Origin of the sequence: Pseudoalteromonas nigrifaciens, from assembly GCF_002221505.1 — a bacterium.
GTDB lineage: Bacteria > Pseudomonadota > Gammaproteobacteria > Enterobacterales > Alteromonadaceae > Pseudoalteromonas > Pseudoalteromonas nigrifaciens.
Genome location: NZ_CP011036.1, coordinates 732,000 through 747,715, shown reverse-complemented (window position 1 = coordinate 747,715; position 15,716 = coordinate 732,000). Strand labels below are relative to the sequence as shown.

The 15,716-nt window shown below is 40.2% G+C and carries 13 protein-coding genes and 1 tRNA gene; 4 read left to right on the top strand and 10 right to left on the bottom strand.

Annotation, left to right across the window (positions count from 1 at the left end; all coding sequences use genetic code 11):
* Positions 1-23: 23 nt before the first annotated feature.
* The 3 genes from rimI to PNIG_RS03505 all read right to left on the bottom strand — a co-directional run bounded on the left by rimI (position 24) and on the right by PNIG_RS03505 (position 940).
* A complete protein-coding gene (rimI, locus tag PNIG_RS03515; protein ID WP_089367816.1) occupies positions 24-491 on the bottom strand; it encodes a ribosomal protein S18-alanine N-acetyltransferase in 468 nt (155 codons plus the stop codon).
* Complete coding sequence (locus tag PNIG_RS03510) at positions 478-798, bottom strand: hypothetical protein (RefSeq protein WP_089367815.1); 321 nt, start codon at positions 796-798, stop codon at positions 478-480. Before PNIG_RS03510 ends, rimI begins: the two co-directional genes overlap by 14 nt.
* A 65-nt stretch (positions 799-863) precedes the next feature.
* Positions 864-940, bottom strand: a tRNA-Trp gene (locus tag PNIG_RS03505).
* A gap of 716 nt (positions 941-1,656) precedes the next feature.
* On the opposite strand from PNIG_RS03505, the gene PNIG_RS03500 reads away from it, so the two are divergent.
* Together PNIG_RS03500 and PNIG_RS03495 are read left to right on the top strand one after the other, a co-directional pair.
* Positions 1,657-2,235: a TetR/AcrR family transcriptional regulator gene (locus PNIG_RS03500; RefSeq protein WP_089367814.1), complete on the top strand. Its 579-nt coding sequence runs from the start codon at positions 1,657-1,659 to the stop codon at positions 2,233-2,235.
* Positions 2,236-2,295: 60 nt separating this feature from the next.
* Positions 2,296-3,726 carry an MDR family MFS transporter gene (locus PNIG_RS03495; protein WP_011327348.1) on the top strand — a complete coding sequence of 477 codons (1,431 nt, stop codon included), beginning with the start codon at positions 2,296-2,298 and terminating at the stop codon, positions 3,724-3,726.
* Positions 3,727-3,811: 85 nt separating this feature from the next.
* Here PNIG_RS03495 and guaA read toward each other — a convergent pair whose 3' ends face one another.
* Both guaA and guaB read right to left on the bottom strand, forming a co-directional pair.
* Positions 3,812-5,389, bottom strand: coding sequence for a glutamine-hydrolyzing GMP synthase (guaA, locus tag PNIG_RS03490; RefSeq protein ID WP_011327347.1), 1,578 nt, complete (start codon positions 5,387-5,389; stop codon positions 3,812-3,814).
* 106 nt (positions 5,390-5,495) lie between these two features.
* Positions 5,496-6,965, bottom strand: coding sequence for an IMP dehydrogenase (guaB, locus tag PNIG_RS03485; protein ID WP_011327346.1), 1,470 nt, complete (start codon positions 6,963-6,965; stop codon positions 5,496-5,498).
* A 136-nt stretch (positions 6,966-7,101) separates the two neighbouring features.
* On the opposite strand from guaB, the gene xseA reads away from it, so the two are divergent.
* Positions 7,102-8,436: an exodeoxyribonuclease VII large subunit gene (gene xseA / locus PNIG_RS03480; protein ID WP_089367813.1), complete on the top strand. Its 1,335-nt coding sequence runs from the start codon at positions 7,102-7,104 to the stop codon at positions 8,434-8,436.
* A gap of 7 nt (positions 8,437-8,443) precedes the next feature.
* On the opposite strand, the gene PNIG_RS03475 is transcribed toward xseA, so the two are convergent.
* The 4 genes from PNIG_RS03475 to PNIG_RS03460 form a co-directional block, all read right to left on the bottom strand.
* Entirely contained in the window at positions 8,444-9,091 is a 648-nt protein-coding gene (locus tag PNIG_RS03475) for a hypothetical protein (protein WP_089367812.1), read from the bottom strand.
* A gap of 18 nt (positions 9,092-9,109) precedes the next feature.
* Positions 9,110-9,928, bottom strand: a complete 819-nt coding sequence (gene cysE / locus PNIG_RS03470) for a serine O-acetyltransferase (protein WP_011327343.1) — start codon at positions 9,926-9,928, stop codon at positions 9,110-9,112.
* Between the two features lie 138 nt (positions 9,929-10,066).
* A complete protein-coding gene (locus PNIG_RS03465; protein WP_089367811.1) occupies positions 10,067-10,990 on the bottom strand; it encodes a sensor domain-containing diguanylate cyclase in 924 nt (307 codons plus the stop codon).
* Between the two features lie 138 nt (positions 10,991-11,128).
* Entirely contained in the window at positions 11,129-14,008 is a 2,880-nt protein-coding gene (locus PNIG_RS03460; protein ID WP_086997831.1) for a M16 family metallopeptidase, read from the bottom strand.
* 271 nt (positions 14,009-14,279) lie between these two features.
* On the opposite strand from PNIG_RS03460, the gene PNIG_RS03455 reads away from it, so the two are divergent.
* Positions 14,280-15,236 (top strand): methylenetetrahydrofolate reductase, encoded by a 957-nt coding sequence (locus tag PNIG_RS03455; protein ID WP_011327340.1) that lies wholly within the window; start codon positions 14,280-14,282, stop codon positions 15,234-15,236.
* Positions 15,237-15,409: 173 nt separating this feature from the next.
* Here the strand turns inward: PNIG_RS03455 and PNIG_RS03450 are convergent, their stop codons facing one another.
* Positions 15,410-15,622: a hypothetical protein gene (locus tag PNIG_RS03450; RefSeq protein ID WP_089367810.1), complete on the bottom strand. Its 213-nt coding sequence runs from the start codon at positions 15,620-15,622 to the stop codon at positions 15,410-15,412.
* Positions 15,623-15,716: the final 94 nt, after the last annotated feature.

Below are 15,716 nucleotides of genomic sequence, written 5' to 3'. Positions count from 1 at the left end.
TGCAAACTCTTCACTACAAAATATTATTGAAAGTTTAAGCCCAGTGCCATGCCCATTAAAATAGCGTCTTCAAATCCGTTTTTAGCAGGATTGTCGCTTGGGTAATAGTTTTTACGCACTGACATTTCTATAAAGCCTGCATTTTCGTAGAGCTTTATTGCGGGGGTATTTGATTCGCGTACTTCTAAAAATAAATTTTCAGCATTTTGCTGCTCACCATAATCAATAAACTGGTTCAGTAGCTGTTTTGCAATGCCTTTTCCTTGCTCGCTTGGGGCAACGCAAATATCCATCAAGGTAAAGTCGGGCCCGGCCTTTTCGCCAATATAAAAACCTACCATGGTATCGCCGTTAAACGCTGCTAAATTAAAATAGCGCCCACCAATACATGAGCTCATAGTATTTAACGTCCACGGGTGGCTGTGGCATGCGGTTTCTATAGCCATTAATTGCGGTATAGCGGTTGCGTCTACTGATTTAAAGTTTATCAAGATGGTCACTCATTAAAGCCCATAAAGCACGTTTATCGGCAGTACTGAGCTGTGAATTTGTTAAAACTAACTGATCGCCATGTAATTGCATTGCCGTGCCTTGTATTACACTATTGATGGTAATGGGGGCTATGGCACGCTTTATATCTGCAAATAGCTGGCTTGTGAGCGAAATAGGCTCAGGCGCGACGCTGTCTGCTTTAGTGTCAGTTGCTTTATTATTTATTGGCTGGTTATTAACCGTTTGATAATGCTGATTTAATTCGAGGTTTTCTATACCAAAAACAGCTGCGTAACGTGAATGCATAACGACTCGATGAAATTAGTAAGTAAGGTAATATAAGAAGTAATAAATTCGATGTAAAGAAGAAATGGCAGGGGCGGAGAGATTCGAACTCCCAACCGTCGGTTTTGGAGACCGCTGTTCTACCAATTGGAACTACGCCCCTGCAATACCGACGAATTATAGAGACCTTTGGCCAAAGGTAAAGAAAAAAATCATCTTTTTGGTTTGATTGCCTTTTAAATAAACAAAACGACGAATTAGCAGGCTAATTCTTCATTTTTTAATTACTTAGACTCAGGCAAATATTAATAGCCGAGCACTAAATTAATTATTTTTACGTTTTGTGAATAAAAATATAATAGCAATAAAGTGCTGTAGCTTACTTTATCTCACTGTGCTGATACTACTATTTGTTGTGGTTCAATAAAACTAGGCACTAATTTAGATAGTTTGCTAATAACTTACTGATAGCTTGCTGATAGCTTGCTGATAGCTTGCTGATAATTTGCTGATAGTTTGCTGATGGTTTGCTGATGGTTTCTAGGCAGCTTTTAGATACTTTTTAAATAGTTTTTACAATTTGAATAACTCAAGCTCCCTGCCTTACTAATTTTAGCATGCTCTTAAATCTTCGCTATTCCCTTTAAACTTGCTCTTGTAGCTAAATTATCACCTTCAAACCATATTGATAAGAACAAAGCGTACTACTATTCCGCCCCCCTTTGGCTATCGCCTTTTGGCGCATTTTTAGAGCCATGCTGGTGATAATATTACCGGTTACACAAAATAAAATGTAAAGCCGATAGCATTGACACAGAGTCGATTCCTCCTTACCATTGAAATAATAGACCAGTCGTTATAATTTGAGGTGTTTTAGTTATGAGTGAAAAAGTAAAGCCGAAAGACGTTCTAATTGAGACGGCATCACGCTTATTTAGAGTGCGCGGATATTGCGGAGTGGGCCTAAATGACATAATTGAAGAAAGTGGCGTACCTAAGGGCTCCTTGTATTACTACTTTCCAAAAGGCAAAGAGCAGTTGGCGACTGCTGCAATTAACAATACTAAAAGACTTGTTATGGAAGATATTCAAAAAAACTTTGCGGGTGTATCCAATCCAATAGATGCTTTTCAAGCTTATGTTTATGAATTATCCAGAGTGTTTGGACAAGGCGGAACCCCTCTTGGCTCTCCAATTGGCACTATTGCTGGAGAAAAACATTCCACTAGTGAACCTATTCGCTTGGCGTGTGAAGCGACCTTTAAAAGTTGGCAATCTATTTATACTGAAAAGTTTCTTGAAGCAGGCTACACAGAGCAACAGTCCACAAGTTTAGCTACTGTTTTTCATGCGCTAACTGAGGGCGGTATTCTCTTAGCTTTAACAATGAAAACGGGCAAGCCGCTTGAAACAATAGCAGAGCAAATTCCCTCATTGCTTATTAAAAAGCAAATTTAAAAAGTAAATAAAGTATCAATCAACACAGGTCAATTTAGTTAATCAGCGAAGAGAGTTTTAATGTCTACAATTGCATATGAACAAGATAAAACAGTTATAAGACCAGTCCCTATTCTAATATCCTTTTTAATTGCCGGATTCATTGGCTTATTTAGCGAAACTGCTTTAAATATGGCACTTGGCAATTTAATGAGTGAATTAGATGTTGTTTCCTCTACCGTGCAGTGGATAACAACAGGTTACTTACTGACTATGGGGATCCTTATTCCCGTTTCTGCACTATTAATACAATGGTTTAGTACTCGGCAATTATTCGTTGCTTCGTTACTTTTTTCGATTATTGGAGCGATAGTTTCCGGTATAGCCCCCTCTTTTAGTGTTTTGCTGTTAGGTCGTATTATTCAGGCAATCGGAACCGGCTTATTAATTCCCTTAATGTTCCATACAGCCCTCATCATTTTCCCTGTTCATAAAAGAGGCACTATTATGGGATTGATTGGCCTTGTTATGATGACTGCACCGGCTGTTGGACCAGCTACTTCGGGGCTAATTATTGAGCTGTTGAGCTGGAATTGGATTCTTTGGTTACTCATTCCGTTTCTTGTTTTTTCATTAGTATACGGGCTGGCTTATGTGCAGAACGTTTCTGTTTTGAGTAAGCCTAAAATAGATGTGCTGTCAATTTTGTTATCGACTGTCGGGTTTGGTGGCATTGTATATGGCTTTAGTATTGCAGGTGAAAAAGGATGGGGGAACTTACTGGTAATTAGTACCATTATAATTGCGCTAATCTCTCTTATTATATTTTCGTTAAGACAGTTTAAACTCGATAAACCAATGTTAGATTTACGTACTTTAAAATACCCAAAGTATACTTTAGGTTTATTGAGTGTATCTGCCACATTCATGATTATTTTATCAACCATGATTCTTTTGCCTTTATACTTACAAATTGGCCTTGGATTAACTGCGCTTACTGCTGGCCTTGTGCTTATGCCAGGTGGAATAATAAATGGGGCTTTGTCTCCGATCGCGGGGCGCATATTTGATAAGTTTGGCTCTAAGTGGCTACTTACACCTGGCTTTATTATTATGATTATTACGCTATGGAATCTGTCGAATGTAACCACAGAAACCTCTATTGCAATGGTTATCTTTTTGCATTCATCTCTCATGATTGGCGTAACATTAATTATGATGCCTGCGCAAACAAATGGTTTAAATGAGCTCCCCAGAGAACTATATGCTGACGGGACCGCTTTAATAAACACTTTACTGCAAGTATCTGGCTCAATTGGCACCGCCTTGGCGATTACAATCATGTCGGCTTCTCAAAATAGTTTTTTGGAAAACGTGGCCGATCCATCAGCGCCCTCTGCAGTAAGTAGCTCATTAACAGCGGGTGTACAAACAGCGTTTATTTTGGGAATTGTACTTGCGATTAGCGGGTTAATTATGTCGTTCTTTATAAAGTCATCTAAAAATACTTAAAGTAATATTAGCAACAAAAAAGCCCATGAAATCATGGGCTTTTATTTTTATATACTGCTAATACTAGCTAGTAGCTAACGCGCGATTATTCCCACTCAATAGTTGCAGGTGGTTTACCCGAAATATCGTAAACAACACGCGAAATACCATCAATTTCATTAATGATACGGTTTGAAACCACACCTAAAAATTCATATGGTAAATGTGACCAGCGCGCGGTCATAAAGTCGATAGTTTCCACGCAGCGCAGTGATACAACCCAATCGTATTTACGCGCATCACCCATAACCCCTACCGATTTAACCGGTAAAAACACAGTGAACGCTTGGCTTACTTTATGGTAAAGCTCTGCTTTGTGAAGCTCTTCGATGAAAATAGCATCGGCGCGACGCAGTAAATCACAGTATTCTTTTTTAATTTCGCCAAGTACACGCACACCTAAACCTGGTCCAGGGAAAGGATGACGGTAAAGCATGTCGTACGGTAAACCTAGCTCTAGGCCAATTTTACGTACTTCATCTTTAAATAACTCACGTAGCGGCTCAACTAGGCCCATTTTCATGTCTGCTGGTAATCCGCCCACATTGTGGTGCGATTTAATTACGTGTGCTTTACCGGTGGCAGATGCCGCAGATTCAATTACGTCTGGGTAAATTGTACCTTGCGCTAACCATTTTGCATTTTTAAGCTTTTTAGCTTGCTCATCAAATACATTAATAAACGTGTGGCCAATGGCTTTACGCTTATCTTCTGGGTCTGACTTACCAGCAAGGTCATTTAAAAATTGCTCTTCGGCTTCAACTTTAACAATGTTTAGGCCAAACTTATTACCAAACATGTCCATAACTTGCTGGCCTTCGTTTAAACGAAGTAGGCCGTTATCAACAAATACACAAGTTAGCTTTTCGCCAATTGCACGGTGAATAAGCATAGCCACAACCGATGAATCAACACCGCCCGAAAGACCTAAAATAACTTCGTCATCGCCAACTGTTTCTTTAATGCGCTCAATGGCATTATCGATAATTTTTGCTGCAGTCCATAATTTTTCACAACCACAAATATCAATAGCAAAACGCTCTAATAAACGCTGCCCTTGATGTGTGTGCGTTACTTCTGGATGAAACTGTACGCCGTAAAAGCGTTTTTCTTCGTTCGACATTGCCGCATGCGGACACGTAGATGTTTTAGCTGTGGTTTTAAAGCTTTGTGGAATATCCATTACTTTATCGCCATGGCTCATCCATACATCTAGTACGCCATTGCCGCCGTCGGTGATATGATCTTCTATCGCATCAAACAACGCACAATTACCCACTTTTTCTACTTGGGCGTAACCAAACTCTTTTTTATCAGAGCTGTGTACACTGCCGCCAAGCTGAGCTGCCATAGTTTGCATGCCGTAGCAAATACCTAGTACTGGCACACCAGCATTAAATACATATTCAGGAGCGCGTGGGCTGTTTTCAAGTGTTGTCGACTCTGGGCCACCAGAGAGAATAATACCTTGTGGGTTGAACTCGCGAATTTGCTCTTCGGTCACATCCCATGCCCACAGTTCACAGTAAACACCAATTTCGCGCACACGACGGGCAATTAATTGAGTGTATTGTGAACCAAAGTCTAAAATGAGAATTCGTGAATCGTGAATGTCTTTGCTCATGGAGTATCTCGTAAAGTCAGATGCTAAATAATGCTACTGATATAGTGAGTAGCTATTTAAAAAGGGCTAGTAAAACTAGCCCATAAATTGATGTAATTACGGCTGATTAGCCTAAACGGTAGTTAGGTGCTTCTTTAGTGATTTGCACGTCATGTACATGCGACTCACCCATACCAGCTGAAGTAACACGTACAAACTGTGGTTTGGTGTTTAGCTCTTCAATAGTGGCACAACCGGTTAAGCCCATTGCGCTGCGCAGGCCGCCCACTTGCTGATGGATAATAGTTGCAATAGGACCTTTGTACGCTACGCGACCTTCAATACCTTCTGGTACTAACTTGTCGGCTTCGTTTGATTTTTGGAAGTAACGATCTGATGAACCTTCTTTTTGATCCATCGCGCCTAACGAGCCCATACCACGGTATGATTTGTAGTAACGGCCTTGGTAAAGCTCTACTTCGCCAGGTGCTTCTTCAGTACCAGCAAGCAAAGAGCCCACCATTACACACGATGCACCAGCAACAAGTGCTTTTACAATATCGCCAGAAAAACGAATACCGCCATCGGCAATTACCGGAATATCGCGGCCTTTTAAGCCATCAACAGCATCTGAAATAGCCGTAATTTGTGGCACACCACAACCCGTAACAATACGCGTAGTACAAATAGAACCTGGGCCTATTCCTACTTTAACCGCATCGGCTCCAGCGTCTGCAAGCGCAACAGCGCCTTCTGCTGTTGCTACGTTACCAGCAATAATTTGTAAGTCTGGGTATTCTTTGCGGGTTTTCGCAACGCGGTCAATAACACCTTGAGAATGGCCGTGCGAAGTATCGATAAGTAATACGTCAATACCTGCTTCTACTAATGCAGCAATACGCTCATCAGTACCTGCGCCAACACTCACAGCAGCACCTACACGCAAACGACCTTGGTCGTCTTTACAGGCATCTGGTTTTTCTTGTGCTTTTTGGTAATCTTTTACGGTGATCATGCCCTTTAGTTTAAACGCATCATCAACCACAAGAATTTTTTCAATGCGGTGTTCGTGCATTAAGCCTAAAATCTCTTCGCGCGCAGCACCTTCGTTTACAGTAACTAGCTTGTCTTTTTTAGTCATAACAGTAGAAACAGGCTGTTCAAGCTTAGTTTCAAAGCGCATATCACGCCCTGTTACAATACCAACAAGATTGTTATCGCTATCGGTTACTGGAAAGCCCGAAAAACCTTTTTCTTGCGACAGCTCAAGTGCATCTGCAATGGTTAAGTCGGCAGTTACTGTAATAGGATAAGTAACAATACCCGCTTCATAGGTTTTAACTTTACGAACGTTTTTCGCTTGTTCTGCAATAGTCATGTTTTTATGAATAAAACCAAGACCACCTTCTTGCGCAAGGGCAATAGCTAAACGAGCTTCGGTAACAGTATCCATAGATGCTGAAACAAGCGGCAAGTTAAGTTTGATTCCACGCGTTAAGCGAGTTGAAATATTTGCCGTATGTGGCAAAACAGTAGAATGACCAGGTACTAAAAGTACGTCATCAAAGGTAAGAGCTTCTTTAGCGATTCTAAGCATTTTGGCAACTTCTCACATGGTGGATCTAAGATAAGGAATTGCGGCCAAATTTTAACAGCGTTGCTGGCACTAGTAAATCATATTTTGTAAATATTTATGATAAACTAGGGTTATAAATAGTTTTTGGTAGTTTTTTATGTTTTCGAAGCCTTTGCAAACGATTTACACCGTGTCACGCCTTAATAGAGAAATACGCGCCCTACTCGAGCAAGGCTTTGCCTCGCTGGTACTAACTGGCGAAATTTCGAACTTTATTACTCCGGCGTCTGGGCATTGGTATTTTTCGTTAAAAGACGATAAAGCACAAATAAAAGCAGCCATGTGGCGCGGCAATAATCGTAACCAAAGTTACCGACCCATTAACGGTGCGCAGGTAACGGTAAAAGCGCGCGTTTCACTTTATGAACCACGCGGCGACTATCAACTTATTGTTGAGCATATGGAACCTGCTGGCGAAGGACAACTTAAGCAAGAGTTTGACGCCCTAAAAATGCGTTTAGCCGCTGAGGGGCTATTTAGCTCGGTTTATAAAAAACCTCTACCGCAAAACATTAACCGTATCGGGGTAATAACCTCTGCAACTGGCGCGGCCATAAAAGATATTTTAACCGTACTAAAACGCCGCGCACCGCAGTTAGAAGTTATTATTTACCCTGCTATGGTGCAAGGTAAAGACGCACATCTGCAGTTAATTAAACAAATAGAGTTGGCTAATATTCGCAGCGAAGTAGACGTGCTTATTTTAGGGCGTGGTGGCGGCTCTTTAGAAGATTTATGGTGTTTTAACCATGAGCAACTTGCACGCGCTATATTTAATAGCCAACTGCCTATTGTGAGCGCGGTAGGCCACGAAATCGACACCACTATTAGCGACTATGTAGCCGACGTACGTGCAGCTACGCCTTCTGCGGCGGCAGAGCTGGTAAGCCCTAATACGCAAGAGTTACATAATAAAGTAACTCAGCTAGTTAACCGTCTTGCTAATGCGTTTAAACACGATATGAGCGAAAAGCGCGCTCAAGCATTACAACTACAGCACAGGTTAAATTTATGCCATCCGCGTAATCAGTTAAATCAAAAAGCGCAGCGCTTGGATGAGCTAAGCATTGCACTACAACAAGCTATGCGTAATAGTTTATATCAACAAGAGCGCACCCTTAATAATTTAACGCCTAGATTAATGCGCCAATCACCCGACAAAAAGCTCACTCAAGCAAGTCACCAACTCGCACAATTACAAACTCGGCTTAACCAAGCAATACAGCAGCAATTACAGCAAGCTAATAACAGCTTAGCACTGCAGGCAAGTCGCCTAGATTCGGTAAGTCCACTTAATGTATTAGCGCGAGGCTATAGTATTACAAAAACAGATAAGCAAAAGGTGGTTAAATCGGTAGCGGATGTAAAAGTCGGAGATACTTTAATTACTGAACTGGTTGACGGCACGTTACACTCGCAAGTACTAAGTTAGCAGCGTCTTACTCTTTAGTGCTCACTATAAAGTCTATCTGTTCATCGGTTGAATTTGACGAAGTGAGCTTAAATTGCTGCCACCATGGCATTAGCGCTAACTTATCGTTCAGCTCGCGCCACTGCACATGCCCTTGCTGATTAGTTTTATCGGCAACTAGGCTAAACTTACAAAGTGTTTGTTTGCACTCTAAACTAGTTAGTTGCGCGGTATTACTTAAATCGCTGGTAATTAAAAAATCAGTTAGCGCGGTTTCTACTTCGTAGCTCCACTGGCTATTTTCATCCTCAGCTATAAACTTCTCTTCTAACTGCTTAGCAAAATCAAGCTGATCTAGTTGCGCTAATTTTAACGCTTGTTCAACGCGTTTAAGTTGTTTGGTTTTAAGCTCAAGCTCATTGGTAAGCGTGGCAATTTTATGCGTATATGGCGCAATACTCTCAGCCTGAAAGTTACCATCGGCAGGGTTAACATGCTCGTCAGTACTATTGAGTGACTCATCGTTAGCTTGCTTTATAACAATACTTTTATAAGGAAACGGCTGGCTTTGTTGCGCTTGAATAGGCATAGAATGTAAAAACAAAAAGTAACCACTGGTTAATCCTACGCCTAAAATAAAACAGCACAGGCCAAGTAAGTTACTTTTGTTTAGCATTTTAAATTGCTCATTACTTTATAGCATAGAGCTAGTATGCGATTCATTTTCAGGCTCAGGTTTAGCTAAAAAGTTTTGGTTCATACTTTTTGCAGGGCATTCGCAATCTGGGCGACCAATAATTTTTGCCGGTACACCTACCGCTGTAGTGTGTGGCGGTACATTACTTAGCACAACAGAGCCTGCGCCAATACGCGCGCCCGCCCCCACTTCAATATTGCCTAATATTTTAGCCCCAGCACCAATAAGTACCCCGGCTCTAATTTTAGGGTGACGATCGCCTTGCTCATTGCCCGTGCCACCTAAAGTAACCGACTGCAGTATTGATACGTTATCTTCAATTACCGCCGTTTCACCAATAACAATACCGGTTGCATGGTCAAACATTATTCCTTTACCCACTTTACAAGCAGGATGAATATCAACGCCAAATACTTCTGAGCTACGGCTTTGAATAAAGCGCGCCAACTCTTTACGGTTTTGCGTCCACAAACAATTAGCTAAACGATGCGCCTGAATAGCATGGAAACCTTTTAAATTTAATATTACCGTAAGGTAAGTTTCGGCTGCAGGGTCACGATCTTTTACCGCTTTAATATCGTGAGCAACGTGCGTTAGCATACGCTCACACCTTACAAATGACTGATCAAATAGCTCACGAATAGTAAATGCCGACACCACCGCATCTGCCAATTTATTAGCAACAATAAAACTCAGCGCCGCCCCTAAACATTCATGGTTCAAAATACACGAATAAACATGGCTCGCTAAAAGAGGTTCGCGTTTTACTACTTCATTTGCTTCGCTGCGAAGCTGTTGCCAAATTTCATGTCGCATATTACTGCCTTTGTTGATCAAAAAGAGCCTTTTGCTAAGTTTAACGGATTTAGCCGATAAGGTGTTAATTCCTTCTTTATTTTATCTGGTTATTAGATATAACCGTAATGAGCATAAGGTAGTACAGCAAAGCCCACATTAGCTTAAATCTGTCACTCGCACGCTATTTTTACCGGCTGTTTTTGCTTTATAAAGCAGTTTATCTGCTTCATTAAGTAAATCTTCAGCGCAGCTGTTATTACTTGGTATTATGGTCGCTATTCCCACACTTACAGTAACTATTTTACTTGGTAATGAGTGCTTATTTTCGATATTTAGTGCCTTTAATTGCGTAACAATCCGATCTATGTTGGCCGTTGCTTGTAAAGAGTTTGTATTGCCGTAAATTAATACAAACTCTTCGCCTCCAAAACGTGCACATAAGTCGCTCGGCCTTTTGCTATATTGCTTTAACAAGTTAGCAATTTGTTGTAAGCAAACATCACCTTGTTGATGACCATAGGTATCGTTTAACAGTTTAAAATTATCTACATCTATCATCGCAATTGATAAAGGCAGAGCCAAACGCTCGCAGCGCCTCCACTCACTATTTAATACGCTATCAAAATACCTGCGGTTAGCAATTTTCGTCAACCCATCAAGTCTTGCCAACTGTTTAGCTTTATTTTCGGCCTGTTTTCGCTCGGTTATATTGTTATGGTTAATAACATAGTATTCACTGTTATTATGACTAAATGGCATCACCCTCATCATAAACCAACGTTGTTCATCATCGCTGTGACATGGATATTCTAAATAAAAATCAGCCTGTTTATGGCTTATTACAGCAGTAATTCCCTTCAAAGCACTGACACCAAACTCATCGCCTTGTTCTGCCGCCTTTTTGCATTCATGTAAATAATTATACTGTTGTGACATAGCTATATAATTACTGCTATTTTGTACGCCAAAAGATTGCCAACTTTTATTTTCATAAATAATTTCACCAACCTTATCAATCACCACAATGTGATCAGGTATGGTATTTAATATCGATCGTAAAAATACTTTGTCGTCTAACATCTCTCCTCCATACCTATTTAATGTCACTTTATTTACTGTAATTAATAACTCAAAAAAGCAGTTTTTAACTAACTAAAAAAATACCCCGAATATATCGGGGTATTTTACTAAGTTAATTTTAATTGTTGCACTAATTACTTACTTAAATACTTTATCTACTGCTATTACTGCAATATTTTTTGCCGGAATAGCTAATTTGTAATCGGCAATCACTTTATCTTCTGCAACAAGCTCTGCTGGTTTATCGGTATTATAAACCATTGGCGATGTTTGCTCAGGCGCTAAACGCTTTTGCATATCAGCGCCGTCACCGGTAATAAATACATAATGGATATTATCGGTTTGTAGATTATCTTTAATAACGCGGTTTACATCCTTTACTGTTAGCGTTTTAAGTTTGTTAGTTACGTAACTTACAAAGCTGTCGGTATTGTAAAACTCACTATCAAGTGCATAACCTAGTTGGCGATTTTGGCTTGCCACCATTTGCGGCACAAAGTTAATTAAAAAGTTACGCGTGGCTTCAAAGTCGTCTTCACTCATGCCATTTTTAATTAGCTTATCAAGCTCAAACAAGGCGGTACGAGTCGCAAAATGCGCATCGTTATTAGAGCGAAGTGGGCGTAACCACACTTGAAATATTTGCTCAGAGCGTCCTAGGTTTGCATCAGGCTTAGTTTGAAACATACCTCGCGGAAAGTATTCAATGTACGCGTAATCGCCGTAGTTCATGCCACGGGTTTCACGAATACGCTCATATAAAAAGCTGTTAGAACTACGGTGCTCACCAAAGTAAGAACGCACTAACCACAGTGCAGTCCAGTCCTCACTACTTCTTATTGTATCAATTGGAAAACCAAACGATACCGCTGTCGACTGCGCACTCTTTTCAACAATAGTAGCATGATGGCCTTTAAGCTCAGGCGCATCAGGAATACTTAAACGGCTTTGCTCGCCTTTAGGCAGGCCTGCTAAATCAGCTAACATAGTAGCTTTTAGTTTTTCCGGTACTGCACCAATTAAGCCAAGTGTTAGCTTAGATTGCGTAAGCTCTGTGTTATAAAACGTTTTAACATCATCAAGCGTAAGTGCTTCTAAATCTGAAATATCACCATAGTTGTAGCTTTCATAAGGATGGCCTTTGTAAAGCGCGCTGTAGAGTACTTCTTTACCTAGTTCTTCATCGTTAGATGCTTTTAAGCCCGATTTAATACCGTCAATTAGCTCTTTTTTAAGGCGCTTAAAGTCATCTTCTCTAAAACCGGGATTAAGTAACTGATCGCTCACTAATGCATACCACTTAGCAGCGTTATCTTTATGAATACGCCCTTGAAACGACAGCATTTCTTTATCTATTTGATAACCAAAGCTACCTGCCAGCGGATAAAGTGCTTGTTTAATATCTTTATAGCTTGTTGATTGTGAGCCACCTTGCGCCAGCATAGCTGCAGTTAATGCGCCAAGGCCTTTTTTACCTTGCGGGTCAGCAGCAGCCCCGGTATTGAATAAAAAGTTTACGTCGATTAATGGCGAGCTGTTAGTTTTATCTAGCACTTTAAATGCAGCAGCCTGAGGTGCTTGCTCCAGTTTTGCAACCAGTGCGTTTAAATCAACCTCTTGCTCAAAATTTGGCGCTTTATCAAGTGCCGACATAGTCACGGTAGTGCGTGCATTATCAACAAAATACTTGTTAGCAATTGCTTTAATATCTTCAGCTGTTATTTCATCTGAGGTTTTATATAGCTGGTTTATTACCCTAGGGTCACGCTCAAAATGCATATAGCTTGCAAGGGTTGCAGCAATTGCTTGCGACGAATCTAAACCATTTATAAAGCTGTATTTAAGGTTAGATTTTAAGTCGCTGAGTTTTTGGCTATCTACTAACTCAGTACGCGCTTGAGCGTAGGTACGATTGATTGCATCGCGTACTTTGGCTAAATCGTCTGCTTTTTCTACTTTTACAAATACATGCAGTAAACCCGGATCTTTGGTTTCTGGGTTATAGCTAAACATTTGGCTGGCAATTTGTTTATCTACCACTAGCTCTTGGTATAAATCTGAGTTGTTTGAAAAATAAAGCTGCGAGAGTAAATCAAGCGCAGCTCTGTCTTTTTTAGCCGGCTCCCACGCAGTGCCTTTATACGATACTAATAACCAATGCCCTGGTAAGCCTGGGTTTTGTTGATGACTATATTTTGGCGCTTGCTGTGTTGGCTCTGCTTTAATGTCGGCAACATAGTCACCCTTTTTCCACGCACCCCAGTGTTTTTTAACCATAGCCATAGTGGCTTTTGGGTCTACATCACCCACAATTACGAGTGATACATATTCGGGCTTATAAAATTTGGCAAAAAATTCTTTACCATAAGCCATTTGATCAGGCATGGCTTCTATGTCTTTAAAAAAGCCCATAGTGGTGTGTTTATAAGTGTGTTGCTCAAAGGCCTCTTCGCGTACTGCGCTAAGTAATTTACGCACTGGGCTGGCATTATTTTTTAAGTACTCGCCTTTTACCGTTTGCGCTTCGGTTCTAAATTGCTCTTCGGTATAGGTTAAGTTTTGAAAAATATCAGCTTCAAGTTCAAGTACTTTATCAAGATGCTGCTTTGAAAAGTTTAAATGATAGTTAGTGTAATCGTTGGTGGTGTAAGCGCGGTTATCAACGCCAGAATTTTTTAAAATACTTGAATACACAGCCTCAGGAAATTTTTCAGAGCCTTTAAACATCATGTGTTCAAAAAAATGCGCAAAGCCCGTTTTACCCGCTTGCGTTTCATTACGTGATCCTACCGATACAGGAATTTGCAACGAGACTACATCAGGGTAATCGGTTTTAACCACCATAACGCGCAAGCCATTTTCAAGCTCTTCTAGTAAGTAGTCTTGTGAAAAAACGCCCTCGCCCGTAGTGTTTGTTTGTTGTTGTGTTACTGCTTGGCTCGTTTGATTTTGTTCAATAGCGCAACCCGACAGTGCCAGCGATACCGCTAAACTGGTTGCTAAAAATTTAAATTTCATTGTTTTTCCTTTTATAGCAATCAATTTTAATCGCTAAACGTTGAGCTAGTTTAATAAAAAGTACCATCTGATTATGCCGCAAAGCCGCCAATAATAAGAGCCTAAAGCGTTGTTATTATGTAAACAACTGTATCAAATTTACTAATTGGTAACGAGCTTGTATGAATAAACCTCACTACGATTGAAAAACTTTCATTAAATAAAGCTATCTAGCCATCTAAATGGCTGCTATATTAATTCCATCGTAACAAACTAAGCTGGAATGAGGATTATGGCTTTATCACTTCAAGAGAAAATAGAAGATAGCAATCAAGGCGTATACCTTATTGGTACTACGCCGCCAAAAATTGGTACCGATAAAGCGCAACTAAAAACCATTGCAGAAAAGCTATTGGGTCGCCTACACGAAATTGAATACGACGGCGTAATAATTTACGACATTCAAGACGAAAGCAGCCGTACTAATCAAGCGCGTCCGTTTCCATTTAGGCAAACTGTCGATCCACGTGAATACAGCAACCTATTACGTGGCTTATCGCACCTTGATGTAATTACCTATAAAAGTGTGGCGCAACGCAGTGCGAACGAGTTTAAAGATTGGCTAAGTGAAACTAAAAACGACTACGATTTAAAAAATATTGTTTTAGTAGGTAGCCCATCATCGATAGGCGATATAAAACTAAGCCTACCAGATGCGTATAAAACGCTGGCAGAGCAATCTGATGACTTCTTTTTAGGCGGCGTTACTATTGCAGAGCGTCATTCTAATAAACGTAATGAACACGAGCGCCTAATAGAAAAAACCGCTCAAGGCTGTAAGTTCTTTATTTCGCAAGCGGTTTACGACGCACAAGCAACAATAGAGTTAATAACTAGCTATGCACGTAGTTGTAAAGCACAAGGGCTTGAGCCTAAGCGCCTTATTTTAACTTTTACTCCGTGCGGCGGCGAAAAAACCTTAGAGTTTATGCAATGGTTGGGGATCTCAGTGCCAGAGGCCACTAAATGGCGCATGCTTGATGCGAACAATACGCTGAGTGAGTCGGTACGTATTTGCCGCGAAAATCTCGATTTAATACTTAAAAGCTGTGCGCATTTAAACGTGCCGCTGGGCTTAAATATAGAAAGCTTAACTAACCGTAAAGAAGAAATTGACGCATCAATTAACTTATACCGCTTATTAAAAGCCACCATGGAATTAAATCTAGCTGAAAAGTTAATAGCTTAAGGGCTAAGCATTTAATACAAAACCAGATTAATTAGTTACACTCTTTGGCAAGCCTTATAGCTTGCCTTTTTTTATTTTAAATTTGAGAAGTAACGTATTTAGTTAAAGGTAAGGGGGAATTAGCAGTTATGTGCTAAATGCATTTTGCGCTTTATTATCAATGTTAACTATGTTTACTTTTGTTGCTGGCCGCTTTTGTTACTAACCTTTTGCCCTGAATAGCTTTTTAACGCAGCTCCCATAGCAGCGCACATAACACCAAAAATAACTCCTTCGTTAGATATAAACCTAAAGCTGGTAAAAACATCTAATAAACTTATTATTGCCAGCGATAAAACTAAACCTATGCCTGAATACAGCAACCATATTTTAGTAACTTTGTTCATAAATTAATTCCTTTTAAATGCTAAATTTAGCCTAATACAACCCCGCGGCTATTTTTCGGGGTCGTATTATTTCACTGACAATTGAAAGCCAAAA

Excerpts from the sequence above, each read along its gene's own strand:
- PNIG_RS03510 (WP_089367815.1), bottom strand. The coding sequence starts at position 798 with ATGCATTCACGTTACGCAGCTGTTTTTGGTATAGAAAACCTCGAATTA.
- PNIG_RS03500 (WP_089367814.1), top strand. The coding sequence starts at position 1,657 with ATGAGTGAAAAAGTAAAGCCGAAAGACGTTCTAATTGAGACGGCATCA.
- PNIG_RS03495 (WP_011327348.1), top strand. The coding sequence starts at position 2,296 with ATGTCTACAATTGCATATGAACAAGATAAAACAGTTATAAGACCAGTC.
- guaA (WP_011327347.1), bottom strand. The coding sequence starts at position 5,389 with ATGAGCAAAGACATTCACGATTCACGAATTCTCATTTTAGACTTTGGT.
- guaB (WP_011327346.1), bottom strand. The coding sequence starts at position 6,965 with ATGCTTAGAATCGCTAAAGAAGCTCTTACCTTTGATGACGTACTTTTA.
- xseA (WP_089367813.1), top strand. The coding sequence starts at position 7,102 with ATGTTTTCGAAGCCTTTGCAAACGATTTACACCGTGTCACGCCTTAAT.
- PNIG_RS03475 (WP_089367812.1), bottom strand. The coding sequence starts at position 9,091 with ATGCTAAACAAAAGTAACTTACTTGGCCTGTGCTGTTTTATTTTAGGC.
- cysE (WP_011327343.1), bottom strand. The coding sequence starts at position 9,928 with ATGCGACATGAAATTTGGCAACAGCTTCGCAGCGAAGCAAATGAAGTA.
- PNIG_RS03465 (WP_089367811.1), bottom strand. The coding sequence starts at position 10,990 with ATGTTAGACGACAAAGTATTTTTACGATCGATATTAAATACCATACCT.
- PNIG_RS03460 (WP_086997831.1), bottom strand. The coding sequence starts at position 14,008 with ATGAAATTTAAATTTTTAGCAACCAGTTTAGCGGTATCGCTGGCACTG.
- PNIG_RS03455 (WP_011327340.1), top strand. The coding sequence starts at position 14,280 with ATGGCTTTATCACTTCAAGAGAAAATAGAAGATAGCAATCAAGGCGTA.
- PNIG_RS03450 (WP_089367810.1), bottom strand. The coding sequence starts at position 15,622 with ATGAACAAAGTTACTAAAATATGGTTGCTGTATTCAGGCATAGGTTTA.